The organism is Paenibacillus sp. NPDC056722 (assembly GCF_042790635.1).
GTDB classification, from domain to species: domain Bacteria; phylum Bacillota; class Bacilli; order Paenibacillales; family Paenibacillaceae; genus Paenibacillus_AQ; species Paenibacillus_AQ agri.
On sequence record NZ_JBHTYV010000023.1, the window covers coordinates 1 to 15838 of the forward strand.

The 15838-nt window shown below is 49.4% G+C and carries 12 protein-coding genes, 1 tRNA gene and 1 other RNA gene; 2 read left to right on the forward strand and 12 right to left on the reverse strand.

Going from position 1 to position 15838, the window contains the following annotated elements; all coding sequences use genetic code 11:
• Positions 1-420 precede the first annotated feature (420 nt).
• The 10 genes from ssrA to ACFRAM_RS27905 all read right to left on the reverse strand — a co-directional run bounded on the left by ssrA (position 421) and on the right by ACFRAM_RS27905 (position 12527).
• Positions 421-785: a transfer-messenger RNA gene (ssrA, locus tag ACFRAM_RS27860) on the reverse strand.
• A 194-nt stretch (positions 786-979) separates the two neighbouring features.
• Complete coding sequence (gene smpB / locus ACFRAM_RS27865; protein WP_175369975.1) at positions 980-1459, reverse strand: SsrA-binding protein SmpB; 480 nt, start codon at positions 1457-1459, stop codon at positions 980-982.
• A gap of 309 nt (positions 1460-1768) precedes the next feature.
• Positions 1769-4657 carry a ribonuclease R gene (rnr, locus tag ACFRAM_RS27870; protein ID WP_379470225.1) on the reverse strand — a complete coding sequence of 963 codons (2889 nt, stop codon included), beginning with the start codon at positions 4655-4657 and terminating at the stop codon, positions 1769-1771.
• 262 nt (positions 4658-4919) lie between these two features.
• On the reverse strand, positions 4920-5153 hold the full coding sequence (gene secG, locus ACFRAM_RS27875) for a preprotein translocase subunit SecG (protein ID WP_175369973.1): 234 nt from the start codon (positions 5151-5153) through the stop codon (positions 4920-4922).
• Positions 5154-5360: 207 nt separating this feature from the next.
• Complete coding sequence (gene eno / locus ACFRAM_RS27880; RefSeq protein WP_379470227.1) at positions 5361-6647, reverse strand: phosphopyruvate hydratase; 1287 nt, start codon at positions 6645-6647, stop codon at positions 5361-5363.
• A 73-nt stretch (positions 6648-6720) separates the two neighbouring features.
• Complete coding sequence (gpmI, locus tag ACFRAM_RS27885; protein ID WP_175369971.1) at positions 6721-8265, reverse strand: 2,3-bisphosphoglycerate-independent phosphoglycerate mutase; 1545 nt, start codon at positions 8263-8265, stop codon at positions 6721-6723.
• A gap of 2 nt (positions 8266-8267) precedes the next feature.
• Positions 8268-9020, reverse strand: coding sequence for a triose-phosphate isomerase (gene tpiA / locus ACFRAM_RS27890; RefSeq protein WP_175369970.1), 753 nt, complete (start codon positions 9018-9020; stop codon positions 8268-8270).
• A 24-nt stretch (positions 9021-9044) separates the two neighbouring features.
• Positions 9045-10226, reverse strand: coding sequence for a phosphoglycerate kinase (locus ACFRAM_RS27895; protein WP_175369969.1), 1182 nt, complete (start codon positions 10224-10226; stop codon positions 9045-9047).
• Between the two features lie 120 nt (positions 10227-10346).
• Positions 10347-11357, reverse strand: a complete 1011-nt coding sequence (gap, locus tag ACFRAM_RS27900; protein WP_379470231.1) for a type I glyceraldehyde-3-phosphate dehydrogenase — start codon at positions 11355-11357, stop codon at positions 10347-10349.
• Between the two features lie 117 nt (positions 11358-11474).
• Positions 11475-12527, reverse strand: coding sequence for a sugar-binding transcriptional regulator (locus tag ACFRAM_RS27905; protein ID WP_379470233.1), 1053 nt, complete (start codon positions 12525-12527; stop codon positions 11475-11477).
• Between the two features lie 321 nt (positions 12528-12848).
• Between ACFRAM_RS27905 and ACFRAM_RS27910 the strand changes: the two genes are divergently transcribed.
• Positions 12849-12923, forward strand: a tRNA-Arg gene (locus ACFRAM_RS27910).
• 188 nt (positions 12924-13111) lie between these two features.
• Positions 13112-13708: an ATP-dependent Clp endopeptidase proteolytic subunit ClpP gene (clpP, locus tag ACFRAM_RS27915; RefSeq protein ID WP_175369966.1), complete on the forward strand. Its 597-nt coding sequence runs from the start codon at positions 13112-13114 to the stop codon at positions 13706-13708.
• Positions 13709-13808: 100 nt separating this feature from the next.
• Here clpP and ACFRAM_RS27920 read toward each other — a convergent pair whose 3' ends face one another.
• Complete coding sequence (locus ACFRAM_RS27920) at positions 13809-14447, reverse strand: GDSL-type esterase/lipase family protein (RefSeq protein WP_175369965.1); 639 nt, start codon at positions 14445-14447, stop codon at positions 13809-13811.
• 84 nt (positions 14448-14531) lie between these two features.
• Positions 14532-15638, reverse strand: coding sequence for a PdaC/SigV domain-containing protein (locus tag ACFRAM_RS27925; protein ID WP_379470236.1), 1107 nt, complete (start codon positions 15636-15638; stop codon positions 14532-14534).
• Positions 15639-15838: the final 200 nt, after the last annotated feature.

Genomic DNA, 15838 nt, shown 5'->3' on the forward strand with positions numbered 1-15838 from the left:
TCACTTATTTCGTACCGTCTTTGAATCATGCTTGATGCTCCATTCGTTTTTCTCAAATCTTACCACATTATTCTTTAGTTTTCAGACACGTCCTAATTAAAAACCTAGTTAAAAAGGCAATTTGAGTAGGTTCCTCGGGAAAACCAAGTACATTAACCATAAGTACTCCCAATAGCTTAATGTAACATCGTCTGTCTTAAATTTATCTATCCTGACACGCTACTTAATTTCCAAAAGCCACGTATTTTTGCACATATTCATTGCGGTACCACCCTGACTACCATCAGTGACTGTCACTGGTTACATCAACAGCACACCCTACAAACCCAGTCACATCAAGCTTTTTAACCACAACGTACCCTGTCATAAGCCCAAGAAATGCAGAAAGACCACCTCTTGAGGTGGTCTCACTGATGGTATTGGTGGAGCCGAGGGGAGTCGAACCCCTGTCCGAAGATAACGGCACATAAGTTTCTACGAGTGTAGTCACAGTTTTGATGTCACCCGAGTATCGCCCTGTAACCGGCTATACGTTGGGTCAGCCTGATTATCTTCTTCCGTCGACCCCAGGCGGAGACCAAGCGGCGTATCCCACTACTTGTTAGCCCCTATCCCTGTCACATGGGCGATGCAGGGTAGAAGCACGCACACAGGTTATTAAGCTGCGAAAGCGTAGTTGTTTTGTTGTTTGCCGTTTAATAGGCTTTAGCGTTGATGAAGCGGACGCGTCCCCACTACTCGCTGCTCATGCTCGAACTACCCCCGTCGAATCCAAGAACGGCCCCTCATTAAAAAGGGCGCTTCGGATTAAGCGGATCATCCAGCAAGAGAGATCCAATCCACAGCTTCTTCATCAGAAGACTGCTTAGAAGCAATTACTTTACTTACACAGTATATCACATTTATCAACACTTTAACACGTGGGTTAAAGGAATTGAAGGTTGAAACTGGAACTGCTACAAACAACGCACCAACTAGACTATCTGGCGATCTTTTGCTTCTCGCGCAGTGCACGTTGAATATCGCGTTGTGCATCTCTTTTAGCAGCAGAATCACGCTTGTCATATTGCTTCTTACCTTTACCCAAGCCAATCAACAGCTTCGCATAGCCATTGCGCACGTAGATCTTCAGCGGCACGATGGAGTAACCATCCTGCTTCGACAGACCAAGCAGCTTGTGAATCTGCGCTTTATGCATCAGCAGCTTACGTGTACGGGTAGGATCATCAGGATTGGAACGGTTGCCCTGCTCAAAAGGACTGATATGCATATTGTGAATGTGAATCTCGCCATTACGAATCGTGGCAAAAGCATCCCCAATATTAGCGCGGCCGTTACGAAGCGATTTGATCTCCGTTCCCGTCAGCACCATTCCAGCCTCAAAAGTGTCCTCGATAAAATAATCATGGGATGCTTTTTTATTCTGGGCGAGCACTTTCCCGTCTGCCTTTTTACCCATGAGAATCACTCCTTGAATCATATTTCATAAAATCATCCGAACGTCAGATCTATATTGTAACAAATGGAATCCACGGAGCGCAAGGAAGTTGGCAGGTCAGTCTTCAATTTATACTTAACCTTCTCCTCGTGTCTTGGAATTTTGTGTGTCTTCGTCCCTTAGGAGTATGGAATTGAGGTTTATCTCTGTGCCAAGGACTCTTACGGGCTAAGCAAATGCTTATTTGCTGCTGTAAAAAGAACGCTGTTCCCTGCAAACAGAGAACAGCGTCTTAATCAAGACTCCTTCAGCAGCTTATTGCGCTGCGTGCTACTTCTTTTTCTTCTTACGGCTCTTACCTTCGCCGTCTTTACCACTGCGCTTAGAGGATACCTGCTCTGCGGTCTCCACGTTGCCCGGGGTCACGGCTTGTCCGATGAACACGCCGCCCTTGGCTTTTTTCTTGCGACGCCCTTTGCCTTCGGTGCCCGCCCCAGCAGAGCTGGTGCCGCCGCGGTCTTCCCGGCTGCGGAACTTCGTGCTGCCGTCTACGCCGCGGAAGTCGCTGCGGCCGTTGCGGTCATGGCCGCTGCCTGGCGCGCTGTAGCCGCCTTTGCCAGACCCGAAGCCGAAGTTGATGCCTCCACTTCGGCCCTGCTCCTTCGCGCCGCCAGCGGTACGCTCGGCGCCGTCGCTGCGCTCTGCACCCGTGCTTACGCCGGGAGCGAGCACTGCTGCTGCCCGGCTCGCATCCTCGCCGGCCCCACGGCCGCCGCGTTTACGCTTGCCGCGGCCACTGCCAGCCGCGCTGCCTTCGGCACCGCGCGGCATTTCCCAGGCACGTGCACCTGCCGCGCCTGTCTTCCCTTTACCGGCCTTGCCAGCATCGGCCGTAACACCCGCGCCCTTGCCTCTGCCTGCCTTGCCAGCATCGGCACCTGAGCCGGGCTTGCCTTTGCCGCCGCGGCCCTTACCAGCGCCGGCCTTACCGCTGCCCGGCTTGTTGAACCCGCCCGGGCGGCCACCCTTGCCTCCACGTCCGCCGCCAAAACCACCGCTGCGGCGCTCGCCTGCCGCACGCGGCTTCATATCGACGAGCTCGAAGTCGATCGTGTGGTCGTCCATGTTCACACGGGCGACCCTGATCTTCACCTCGTCGCCGATGCGGAACACCTTCGAAGTGCGCTCACCGATAAGCGCCATATGGGCTTCGTCGAAGTGGTAATAATCATCGGTCAGCGCGCTGAGACGAATTAGTCCTTCGACGGTGTTTTCCAGCTCAATGAACATCCCGAAGCTGGTCACACTGCTGATCATGGCGTCGAATTCCTCGCCCACCTTATCCAGCATGTACTCTGCTTTCTTAAGCTGCTCGGTATCCCGTTCTGCTTCTACTGCTACGCGTTCGCGCTCAGAGGACTGCTGGGCAATGTCCGGCATCCGGGTAGCAAGATATTCTTGTCTCTTTGGAGTCAGCACACCGCCGCCTTCAATCACCTCGCGCATCACCCGGTGAATAACCAGATCGGGATAACGGCGAATTGGCGACGTGAAGTGGGAATAGTATTCTGCGGCAAGGCCAAAGTGGCCTGTGCTTTCCGCATCATATTTAGCCTGCTTCATAGAGCGAAGCATCATCGTGCTGATAACCGTCTGTTCCTTCGTACCCTGAATCTCCTCCAAAAGGTTCTGCAGCGCACGCGGGTGAACAGAGTTGCCCCGGCCCTTGACATGATGGCCGAAGTTGGCCGCAAAAGCCATAAAGTTCTGCAGCTTCTCCGGGTCTGGGTCTTCGTGAATCCGATATAGGAAAGGAACCTTCAGCCAGTGGAAATGCTCAGCCACTGTCTCATTGGCTGCGAGCATGAATTCTTCGATAATCTGCTCAGCAACAGAACGTTCCCGTTTTACAATATCTACAGCCTTGCCGTTCTCATCAACAATAATCTTGCTCTCTTCAAAGTCAAAGTCAACCGCCCCGCGCCGCATCCGCGCATCGCGAAGCTTCATGGCCAGCTCTTTCATCAGACGGAAGTCTTCAATCAGCGGACTGTAACGTTCCAGCAGCTCAGGATCTTCATCCTCCAGAATTCTGCGGACATTTTTATAAGTCATCCGCTCTTTGGTACGAATAACGCTCGTGAAGACATCATGCTTCACAACCTTCATATGCTCGTTGAACTCCATCTCACACGACATCGTCAGACGGTCTACCTGCGGATTCAAGCTGCAAATCCCGTTTGACAGCCGGTGTGGCAGCATCGGGATTACCCGATCCACCAAATACACGCTACACCCGCGATCATAAGCTTCTTTATCGAGTTCTGAGCTCTCACGCACATAATAGCCGACGTCCGCAATGTGAACGCCGAGCTTATAGTTTCCGTTCGGGAGCCGCTCTACGTTGACTGCATCATCGAGGTCCTTCGCATCTTCACCGTCAATGGTAACAATGTTCAGACCGCGTAGATCGCGTCGTCCCTGTTGAACGATCTCCTCTTCGGTAATGGCATCTGGGGCAGCATTCGCCTCCGCCATAACTTCCTCTGGGAAAGCCTCCGGCAGCTGATGCTTGCGGATAACAGACAGAATATCGATACCCGGATCATCCTTGTGCCCAAGAATCTCGATAATCTCCCCTTCAGCCGCTGACCGGCCCTCCGGATAATTCACGATGCGTACAACGACCTTCTCGCCGTCCACCGCACCATTAAAGGACTCCCTAGGAATAAAAATATCCCGGTTAATCCGTTTATCATCAGGCAGCACAAAACCATAAGTCTCCAAGCTTTGGAATACGCCTACAGTCTGCAGCACACCTCTTCTAACAATCCGTACAACCTCGCCTTCCATCCGTCCACCGGATGGGCTCTTGGAGCTCACGCGCACCAGTACGATATCGCCATTCATGGCACCCTTTAGGTCGTTCGCATGGATGTATACGTCAGGATGTTCCCGATCATCGGGGATAAGAAAAGCAAAGCCCTTAGCATGTGCTTGCAGTCTTCCGCGCAGCAGGTCCATCCGTTCCGGCACGCCGTAGCGGCCATGGCGGGTCAACACCATACGCCCGTCCTGTTCCAAGGCAATCAGCAGATCCTCGAACGCTTTGAACTCGTTGCTATCTTCCAGAGCGAAATGGCTCACCAGTTCGTCGTAAGTCATAGGTTTGTAAGCTGTTTCGCGCATAAAATCAAGTAGTACTTCCTGTGTTATCATTTGTTCCTTCACCTCGGCCCTCCGCGGCTCCGTAGCCGCTGGCATATATGTATGGCTTGTCCCTATAGGATAAATATGCCGCAAGTAAAATTTACCTTTACCTACTTCATACCCTAGTATACACGAAATCAATCGTCGGCATCCCTAGAACTGTAATCTGGACGTTAAGTCGGGACAAAAAATTAAGATATATAACAAAAAAAGCCTTCGCTCTGTTCCATCCAGAAGAGAGCCAAGGCTTTGCATGTACATTATAAAGAATCTAGTCAACAAAAACTGCAACAAGGATCGCCATGATAAAGAATCCGGCTGCCAAACCAACTGTTACACGTTGCAGTACGAGTTCCATACCACGTGCCTTTGTTTTACCGAAAAGATGCTCAGCACCGCCGGAGATGGCACCGGAAAGACCTGCGCTTTTCCCCTTTTGCAGAAGAACGACCGTAATCAGACCGATCGAAAAAACAAGGAGCAATACTTTCAAAAAGATATCCATTCACTTCCACCTCCTACGTCTAAGCATCATATCTATAGGCATTTAGGGTTCACGAATCTTAAACAGCATTCTCATTTTATCATAACAACTGGGGTAATACAACCAGTAAGACCATAAGTTCCTTTGAAATCCAGCGATTTGTCTACAATCAAAAAAAGACCTGCCGAAAACGGCAGGTCTTCTGTTCACTTCTTCGAGAGAAGTAAATTATCTTTTGAGGTTGTAGAAGGATTTCAGGCCGTTGTATTGAGCCAATTCACCCAGTTCGTCTTCGATGCGAAGCAATTGGTTGTATTTAGCAACACGGTCTGTACGGGAAGGAGCACCTGTCTTGATTTGACCAGCGTTAGTCGCAACTGCGATGTCAGCGATGGTGCTATCTTCGGATTCACCGGAACGGTGGGAGATAACCGCTGTGTAACCAGCGCGTTTAGCCATTTCGATCGCGTCGAAAGTTTCAGTCAGTGTACCAATTTGGTTAACTTTAACCAAGATGGAATTACCGATACCTTTTTCGATACCTGTTGCAAGACGCTCAGTGTTAGTAACGAACAAGTCGTCACCAACCAATTGAACTTTGTCGCCCAATTTCTCAGTAAGCAATTTCCAGCCATCCCAGTCGTCTTCGGACATACCGTCTTCGATGGTGATGATTGGGTATTTATCAACCCAAGAAGCAAGAAGGTCAACATACTCAGCGGAAGTGTAAGATTTACCTTCGCCAGCAAGTGTGTATTTACCGTCTTTGTAGAACTCAGTGGAAGCAACGTCCATACCCAGGAATACGTCAACACCTGGTTTGTAACCTGCTTTTTCGATAGCTTCGATGATTGTAGTGATTGCTTCTTCGTTGGAACCAAGGTTCGGTGCGAAACCACCTTCGTCACCTACAGCTGTGTTCAAGCCTTTGGAGCTCAGTACGGATTTCAGGTTGTGGAAGATTTCCGCACCAACGCGAAGAGCTTCTTTGAAGCTTGGAGCGCCTACAGGAAGAACCATGAACTCTTGAACGTCGATGTTGTTGTCAGCATGCTCACCACCGTTGATGATGTTCATCATTGGTACTGGAAGAGCTTTAGCGTTGAATCCGCCAAGGTATACATACAAAGGTACATCCAAAGCGTCAGCAGCTGCGCGAGCTACAGCCATGGATACAGCCAAGATAGCGTTAGCGCCGAGTTTACCTTTGTTTGGAGTACCATCAAGGGCGATCATCAATTTGTCGATACCCAGTTGGTCAAGAGCGTCCATACCGATAACTTCTGGAGCGATCAGCTCATTTACGTTCTCAACAGCTTTCAGAACGCCTTTACCGAGGTAACGGGATTTGTCACCATCACGAAGTTCTACAGCTTCGTGTGCACCAGTGGAAGCGCCGGAAGGAACGATAGCGCGGCCTTTAGCACCGGATTCCAGGTAAACGTCAACCTCTACAGTTGGGTTACCGCGGGAGTCAAGGACCTCACGAGCATATACGTCAGAAATAATAGTCATGTTAGTTAATCTCCTTTTATCGTTGGTATAGTCTTAATCTTGCTTTATTAAACGTTCCAGCGCCGGGTGAAGCTTACTTGCGGCTGGCAATCATGGATTGTCCGGTCATTTCCGCAGGTTGCGGAAGGCCCATCAGATCCAGAATAGTTGGTGCTACATCCGCCAGAATGCCGGAATCGCGCAGTACAACATTTTCATCGGTGAGGATGAACGGTACAGGATTGGTAGTGTGCGCCGTGAACGGACGACCGTCCTCGTCAAACACCATATCCGCATTACCGTGGTCGGCGATAATAATCGCTACGCCGCCCTTGGCAACAACCGCGTCTACTACCTTACCTACGCACTCATCTGTTACTTCGACAGCCTTGATGGTCGGCTCCAGCATGCCAGAGTGTCCAACCATGTCAGGATTGGCGAAGTTCAAGATAATAGCATCTTGTCTATCGGCTTCGATTTCCGCTACGCAGGCTGCAGCCACTTCGTATGCGCTCATCTCCGGCTTCAAGTCATAGGTTGCTACCTTCGGCGAATTAATCAGAATACGGGTCTCCCCAGGAAGCTCTTCATCGCGGCCGCCGCTGAAGAAGAAAGTCACGTGCGGATACTTTTCAGTCTCTGCAATGCGCAATTGCTTCTTGTTATTCTGCACTAGCACTTCACCTAACGTGTTGTCCAGGTTCTTCGGCGCGTAGGCTACGTATCCTTGCACCGTTTCGCTGAATGTCGTCAGGCATACGAAATGCAGTCCTTGCGGGAACAACGGACCCCGGTCGAAACCGCGGAAATCCGCATTGGTGAAGACTTGCGACAGTTGAATGGCACGGTCTGGACGGAAGTTAAGGAATACGACGGAATCGCCGCTCTCTACCGTTGTCAGAGGCTTGCCTTCGCTGTCCACAATTACACTTGGCTCAACAAATTCATCATATACAGAATTCTGATAAGATGAAGTGATTGCTTGCAGTGCATCTGTGTATTTCGGGCCTTCGCCATAAACCATTGCACGGTAAGCTTTCTCTACCCGTTCCCAACGTTTGTCGCGGTCCATCGCGAAGTAACGTCCAGATACGGTAGCGATATGGCCTACACCAACTTCTTCGATCTTAGCCAGCAGGTCCTTAATGAACTTCTGACCACTATCAGGCGCTACGTCGCGGCCATCCATGAAGGCATGGATGTACACATCGTGCATATCTTCCTTCTTCGCCAGATCAAGCATCGCGAACAAGTGTTGAATATGGCTATGTACCCCTCCGTCGGATACAAGCGCGTACAGATGAAGCTTTTTACCGGTTGTTTTAGCATTTCTTACAGCCGCAACAAGCGTCTCGTTATCGAAGAATTCTCCGTCACGAATCGATTTGTCAATACGGGTAAGATCCTGGTATACGATCCGGCCGGCACCAATGTTAAGGTGACCCACTTCAGAATTCCCCATTTGTCCTTCCGGCAGACCCACAGCTTCACCGCAAGCGGTTAGTGTGGTGTTCGGATATTGCTTAAGATAACGGTCATAGTTGGGCTTGTTGGCTTGGGCAACAGCGTTGCCTTCATCCGTACCGCGCAGACCGAAACCGTCCATGATAATAAGAGCTACAGGTCTTGGTGCTGACATTATTACTTCGCCCCCTCAACCAGGGACACGAAGGAATCAGGCTGCAGACTGGCACCGCCGACGAGAGCGCCGTCGATGTCGCTTTGACCCATGTACTCCGTTACATTCTCAGGCTTCACACTGCCGCCGTATTGAATGCGAACCGCTTCAGCTGTTGCTTCATCATACAGACCTTTTACAAGGCTGCGGATGTAGGCAATAACTTCATTAGCGTCCTCGGAAGTAGAGGATTTACCTGTACCAATGGCCCAGATCGGCTCATAAGCGATAACCACTTTAGCTGCTTGCTCAGCGCTAAGGCCTTGGAATGCAGCTTCAGTTTGAACTTTACAAACGTCTTTAGTTTGGTCAGCTTCACGCTCTTCGAGCTTTTCGCCTACACAAACGATTGGAGTAATGCCGTGACGGAATGCTGCGTGCAGCTTCTTGTTCACGATTTCGTCTGTCTCGCCAAAATAAGCACGACGCTCGGAGTGGCCGATGATAACATAATCCACACCAAGATCGCTAAGCATTACGCCGCTGATCTCGCCTGTGTAAGCTCCGTTATCTTCGAAGTGCAGGTTTTGTGCACCAATCTTGATGTTAGTACCTTTTACTGCTGCTACCAAAGCAGGCAGGTTAGTGAATGGAGCGCAGATTACAGTCTCTACGCCTTCTACTTCCGCTTTGCCTTTGATGTCGGCGATAAAGCTTTCCGCCTCCGGAACAGTTTTGAACATTTTCCAGTTGCCGGCGATAATAGGTGTTCTCATGGCTTGGTTGCCTCCTTCTACGTCTTACTTATCGTTAAGTGCTTCTACGCCAGGAAGAGCCTTGCCTTCCATGAATTCCAGGGATGCGCCGCCGCCAGTGGAGATGTGATCCATTTTGTCAGCCAGATGGAACTTCTCTGCTGCCGCTGCGGAATCACCACCACCGATTACAGTGTAACCTTCTGTAGTTGCGCAAGCATTAGCTACTGCAAGTGTACCTTCAGCAAACTTGTCGATTTCGAATACGCCCATAGGACCGTTCCATACAACCAGCTTGGAGTTTTTGATTACATCTGCATAGATTTCGCGGGTTTTTGGTCCGATATCAAGACCTTCCCAGCCTTCTGGAATTTCATTGAAAGGAACAATCTTCGTGTTAGCATCGGCACCGAATTTGTCGGCTACTACAACGTCAACTGGAAGCAAGAAGTTCTTGCCAAGCGCTTTTGCTTTCTCGATGAATCCAAGGGCAACATCCAATTTCTCGTTGTCCACCAAGGAAATACCGATCTCGAATCCCAATGCTTTGGTGAAGGTGTAGGACAAGCCGCCACCGATCAGGACATTGTCAGCCAGTGTCAGCAGGTTGTCGATCACGTCGATTTTGTCTTTTACTTTGGAACCGCCGATAATGGCAGTGAAAGGACGTTCCGGATTGGACAGTGCTTTGCCAAGTACGGACAATTCTTTCTCCATGAGCAGACCAGATACCGCTGGAAGGAAGTGAGCGATGCCTTCTGTAGATGCATGTGCACGGTGAGCCGCGCCAAATGCGTCATTCACGAACAGGTCAGCCAGTTCTGCAAACTGCTTAGCCAGTTCAGGATCGTTCTTCTCTTCACCTGGGTAGAAACGTACATTCTCAAGTACGAGAACGTCGCCTTCGCCCAGTTCAGCGATTTTAGCTTTAACGGCTTCGCCAACTGCTTCATCTGCTTTTGCCACTGGTTTGCCAAGCAGCTCGGACAGACGCTCAGCAGCAGCTGTCAAACGCAAGGAATCTACGAATTCACCTTTAGGACGGCCCATGTGGCTGGCCAGAATGACCTTTGCACCGTTCTCGATCAGGTATTTAATCGTAGGAAGCGTTTCACGGATACGAGTATCATCTGTAATTTTACCATCTTCTACAGGAACATTGAAATCGACGCGTACGAATACGCGTTTACCCTTTACTTCTACATCACGTACACTCTTTTTGTTCATGACAGTTTCCTCCACACCCATAGTTTATCCGAACAGGAATTACAAGGAATGCATTTAGAAAGAGCGGAAACAAGGAACTTCTGTTTCCGCTCTATAGATAATGCTTATATAAAAGTGATATTACTTAGCGATTTTTGCGAAGTGCTCCAAAGTACGAACCAATTGAGCAGTGTAGGACATTTCATTGTCATACCAAGCAACGGTTTTAACCAGTTGTTTGTCGCCAACAGTCAATACTTTAGTTTGTGTAGCATCGAACAGGGAACCGAAAGTGATACCCTTAACGTCGGAAGATACGATTTCATCTTCAGTGTAGCCATAAGTTTCTGGATCAGAAGCTTCTTTCATAGCTGCGTTCAGTTCTTCAACAGTTACGCTCTTCTCAAGTACAGTTACCAGCTCAGTCAGGGAACCTGTAGCTACTGGAACGCGTTGAGCAGCGCCGTCGAGTTTGCCTTTCAGCTCTGGAATAACCAGACCGATCGCTTTAGCAGCACCGGTAGTGTTAGGGATGATGTTCTCAGCAGCTGCACGTGCGCGTCTGAAGTCACCTTTGGAGTGAGGAGCATCCAAAGTGTTTTGGTCGCCAGTGTAAGCGTGAATTGTAGTCATCAAGCCTTCAACGATACCGAACTTGTCGTTCAGAACTTTAGCCATTGGAGCTAGGCAGTTCGTTGTGCAAGAAGCACCGGAGATAACAGTTTCAGTACCATCAAGGATGTCATGGTTAACGTTGTAAACGATAGTTTTCATATCGCCAGTAGCTGGAGCAGAGATAACTACTTTCTTAGCTCCGCCTTTCAAGTGCTTCTCAGCTGCTTCTTTAGTTGTGAAGAAGCCTGTGCACTCCAGTACGATGTCAACGCCAAGGTCGCCCCAAGGCAATTCTTCTGGGTTGCGGTTCGCAAGAACCTTAACTTCTTTACCGTTTACTTTGAAGAATCCATCATGCACTTCAACATCGCCTTTGAAAGTGCCTTGAGTTGTATCATATTTAAGCAAATGAGCAAGCATCTTAGCGTCAGTCAAGTCATTGATTGCTACCACTTCGATACCTTCTACATTTTGAATACGGCGGAAAGCAAGGCGGCCAATACGTCCAAAACCGTTAATACCTACTTTTACACTCATTGAATAGTTCCTCCTAGATTTCGTTTTATTTATTCAAGACAGGCCGTAAAGCTTGTCATGACAACAATATTAAGTATAATGCAAAATAATTAACGTTGCTCCCCATTTTCTGTAAAACTATAAAGGAAGCTGTAATTCACTGTCGATTTCTCTGCCAATCTCCACCGCAGCGGCCTCATCGGTAATCAGAATATCCTCCTGCCCAAAACGAAGCATCGCATGAATGGCTTTGGCCTTGCGTTTGCCGCCGGCAATTCCGACGACGACTTCCGTCCGCATGATATCCTCCAGACGCAGTCCCATTGTGAGCATGGTGTGAACCACCTTGCCCTCTTCATTGAAGTAATAACCAAAAGATTCGGCTACCGCCCCTTCTCCTTGGATCTCGTCCACTGTGGCTTCATCCAGATTACGGCGGCGGGTCATCTCCAGGGCGTCACCGATACCGTGCACGATGATACGTGAGCGGCGGATGATGCCGACGATCTCTCCAATATTGGAGTCCAGTCCGAGGGACTGATAAGCATCCTCGCTGAGCAAATCCGGTACATGTAGCAGCCGGTAGTTTGCGCCTACCCGTTTGGCCATCGTGGATGCGATGGTATTCGCTTGAATCTCCATACTCTCTCCCAGCCCTCCGCGCGCCGGTACAAACCAGGCGTTCTTATAGGAATGGGATAGCGGGGGGGACAACTGATCGGCCATCTCGGCTAGCGTTGAGCCGCCTGTAACGGCAATGGTATCGTCTGAACGCAGTACACCGAGTAACGCCTTGGCGCCAGCGCGTCCAAGCTCTCGTTTGGTGAACGGTGACGACTCGCAGTCACCCGGTACTATGATAACTTTACTAAGACCATAGGTTGTGCGGATTTTCTCTTCCAGATCATCCAGGCCGAACAGGCTCTTGGCGATCGGCTCCAGCAGGTCAAGCAGTCTGCGACCGGCATCGCTAATGCGCATGCCTACGCTCTCGATCTCAATGAGCCCTTGCGATTTCAGAAGATCCGTCTCGGCACGCAGCACCCGCTCCGTCATATCAAGGGAAGCGGCCAGCGTTCTGCGCCCAATAATATCGGACAACATGATCTGATGAAGAATCGTGTACCGTCTCTTAAGGGTTTCCATGAGATCAGGCAGAAGCTGCTTTTGGATTTCCAATAAATTACGCATGCTTTCACTCCTGCAACTTCGTCTTTCTCTATTCCCTTGTTCATGGTCTTAAAACGTCCCGGGTTAACTTTTTAAGTCCCACCCCTATTCTAACCAAATTTCGCAGGGAGCGCAAGTCTTCCGAGAGTAGAATTCACAACCTCTTTTCAACTTATACATATATCACGGGATGTAAGGGCTTTACCGCATCTATATTGCTTGTTCTGCAGCGAGGGCGGGCTTGTACCATTTCCATCCGATACCCATGGGAAATAAAGATTCTAACGCTTTGATATTAATACATTGCAATTGTAACCTTCTTGTATTATAATAATTTCTGTTGCGCCCGTGGTCCAATGGATATGACGTAGGCCTCCGAAGCCTGAGATCCAAGTTCGATTCTTGGCGGGCGCGCCACTAATTTTAACAGCTTTATTTGTAAGTTCTATAGTGTTCTTAACCAAAGTGCCATGATGTGGCTCTTTTTTTTGCAACTAAGTTTGACTTTCTTTGACTTTTTGTTTGAATTTGTTTATCATGTGGTTATTACGGTAAGAGTAAAAAATGAACACATTCGAAGAGCCAATACCAAGGAGGTTTTCCACGTGAGTTATATCCCAATGGTAGTAGAACAGAGCAACCGCGGTGAACGCGCTTATGACATCTATTCCCGCTTGCTGAAGGACCGCATCATTTTCCTCGGAACGGAGGTTAATGACGTGGTGGCCAATTCCATCATCGCCCAAATGCTGTTCCTGGCAGCTGAGGACCCGGAGAAGGATATTCACCTTTATGTGAACAGTCCTGGCGGATCAATCACTGCTGGTATGGCTATATTTGATACAATGCAATACATCAAGCCTGACGTTTCCACCATTTGTGTGGGCATGGCTGCTTCTATGGGAGCTTTCCTGTTGAACGCCGGTGCTAAAGGCAAGCGTTTTGCGCTTCCGAACAGCGAGATCATGATTCACCAGCCGCTGGGCGGTGCTCAGGGACAGGCAACGGATATCGAAATCCGCGCCCGTCGTATCCTGAAGCTGCGTGACAAGCTGAACCGTATCCTGTCCGAACGTACTGGCCAACCGCTGGAGCGTATTGAGAAGGATACTGACCGTGACTACTTCATGAGCGCTGCTGATGCTGCCGAGTACGGTATTGTTGACAAAGTGATTGAGAAGACACTGGTTCCTGGAGTTTAATTCTCCTGAGCATGCAAAAGCCCCTGAATCTGCGCTGCAGATCCAGGGGCTTTTTTTACATATTCGATCGGACTTTATGCTCTTATCCTACGTCTGTTAATCAGTACAGCATTCCGTACCCGAGTCCATCCAGTTTGCTCGCAATCACCCGATATCCCCGTCCATTGGGATGAAGATGGTCAATCGATAGCAAACCTCGCTCGTTGCCGGCGAACTCACCGTAGATCGAAGCGAAACCTACTACCCGGCTGCTGTAACCAGAAGCATACTGGTTAAATTGACGTACCCATGCTGTCGCTTCCTCTACTTGGGGGTAGGGATTATACAATCCCACGATTCTTATGATATAAGGCTCCCGTGTACCCGCCTTCAATTGTCCAAGCGAGTTCATGATGCCGCCGAAGTTCTGCCTACATTCCTGCAATGATTTTTGCAGAACCCTGGGTGAAATCCCATTAGGGCCTGACCCCGACTTTGCTGCACGGATTAGGTCATTGCCGCCGATAGATATCGTGATAATGTCCGCTTCCCGCACCGATTGCCGGAAGACGTTGCTTCTACGCAGACGTTGTTCCAGTTCAGCTGTAGTCATCCCATTAACACCCAGATTGGACGAGGCCACGAAGGAACCCAGCCTGGACTCCGCCGTTCTGCGGTATACTGGCACAAATCCATTGCCCGGCAACGCCCCAAATCCGGTCGTCAAGGAATCACCCAGCGCTGTATACTGAAAGCTCATAACTCTCCCTCCCCGCTCTATGCTGGACCTCTATGTATCATATGAGCCTTGCATAGAATAGGTAACGGGGAGGTGTCCTTGGCTCTATTTTAAAGCGGAAAACGGGCTACCCCCATTCGGTAACAACTCCTTGAAAGTGAAGGCGAATTCAGGGAATCCGGCAGCGTATGGAGTGTATTCATAAAGTTGGAAAAAGATAACGACCTTACCGTCTTTCAAATAGTAACTTTGCTCCGTATTCAGGCCTGTGAAGCCGCCAAAATAACTTTCATCAGCTTTGAATCGCTGGCTCAGCTTGGTGTTCAGGTCTTTCTTGTAATTGGGATTAGCGCCGAACAGATCACGCAAGAGCAGCTGTTTCCCATCTTTCAAAGAAAAGGTAAAGGCCTGACGGTAGGACATACCATGCGCGCCCCCGCTATAACCATACTGATTCAGCAGAACACTCAGCACACCATTTTGATTGTAGGTCACCGCATATCCTGCATCATATTCATAGGGAGGGCTCTGTTCGTCCCTGTCTGCGATGTCTGCTTCGGCCCCAGCCGCGAATCTCATGGTCGACTGCTTGAGTGCAGCGTTGATTTTCTGTTGCACATCCGTATTAGCTAGCCCGCTTATCTGTGGGTAATCGAGGTTGATGACTGCCCCCTTATCCTCACTACCCTTGGCATAATTCGCCGTGGTGATTTTCAGTGCATTCTGCGGACTGACCATAAGGTTCAGGCGGCCAGAGGGGGCGTTCCAGTCACCTTTATAACCCATATAATCGGTCAGGAGGCCCAGTGGTACATAAAGCCGGTTATTGACGTTTAGTCCTTCATAATCGTTAATGAAAAAGTTATTCACCGTGATGGACACCCCATACGAAGAGACCAGAAGCTTCGTCTCCGCACTGTCTTTTCCAATCGTATAGGCGCTGTCCTTTTGACTGTAGGTTACCGGAAGCTTTACGACATCACGCAGAAAAGTTACCGGCACAAAAACCTGTCCGTTTCTAACAATTCCGGTCTGCTGTGTAAGGGCACCATTCCATTTCAGAACTGCTACTGTGTCCGCTTTGCTCGGATTGTTCACAGCAGGTGCAGCAAAGCTAGTATGTACTGGCAGCACGCCTCCGCCCAGCAGCAGCCCCGCCGCCAGCAGGCCCACGCCCCATTTTCGTCCATTTTTCATCGATATCTTACTCATCTGTCATTTCTCCCTCCGAGTCATTTGCACTCCTCTAATTATAGAGAACACGCCATATGCAGTCGTTACAAATCTCTTTACAATTCCTTAGTAAATTAGCAGCATAACAGGTAGTGTTATTACATTTCATTAAACAAAATGAGAGAATTCGTACCTTTCTATAGAATATCCGCAGCAAAAAGAGGCCACTCCCTCCGCAC

Excerpts from the sequence above, each read along its gene's own strand:
- smpB (WP_175369975.1), bottom strand. The coding sequence starts at position 1,459 with ATGGGTAAAAAGGCAGACGGGAAAGTGCTCGCCCAGAATAAAAAAGCA.
- rnr (WP_379470225.1), bottom strand. The coding sequence starts at position 4,657 with ATGATAACACAGGAAGTACTACTTGATTTTATGCGCGAAACAGCTTAC.
- secG (WP_175369973.1), bottom strand. The coding sequence starts at position 5,153 with ATGGATATCTTTTTGAAAGTATTGCTCCTTGTTTTTTCGATCGGTCTG.
- eno (WP_379470227.1), bottom strand. The coding sequence starts at position 6,647 with ATGACTATTATTTCTGACGTATATGCTCGTGAGGTCCTTGACTCCCGC.
- gpmI (WP_175369971.1), bottom strand. The coding sequence starts at position 8,265 with ATGTCAGCACCAAGACCTGTAGCTCTTATTATCATGGACGGTTTCGGT.
- tpiA (WP_175369970.1), bottom strand. The coding sequence starts at position 9,020 with ATGAGAACACCTATTATCGCCGGCAACTGGAAAATGTTCAAAACTGTT.
- ACFRAM_RS27895 (WP_175369969.1), bottom strand. The coding sequence starts at position 10,226 with ATGAACAAAAAGAGTGTACGTGATGTAGAAGTAAAGGGTAAACGCGTA.
- gap (WP_379470231.1), bottom strand. The coding sequence starts at position 11,357 with ATGAGTGTAAAAGTAGGTATTAACGGTTTTGGACGTATTGGCCGCCTT.
- ACFRAM_RS27905 (WP_379470233.1), bottom strand. The coding sequence starts at position 12,527 with ATGCGTAATTTATTGGAAATCCAAAAGCAGCTTCTGCCTGATCTCATG.
- ACFRAM_RS27920 (WP_175369965.1), bottom strand. The coding sequence starts at position 14,447 with ATGAGCTTTCAGTATACAGCGCTGGGTGATTCCTTGACGACCGGATTT.
- ACFRAM_RS27925 (WP_379470236.1), bottom strand. The coding sequence starts at position 15,638 with ATGAGTAAGATATCGATGAAAAATGGACGAAAATGGGGCGTGGGCCTG.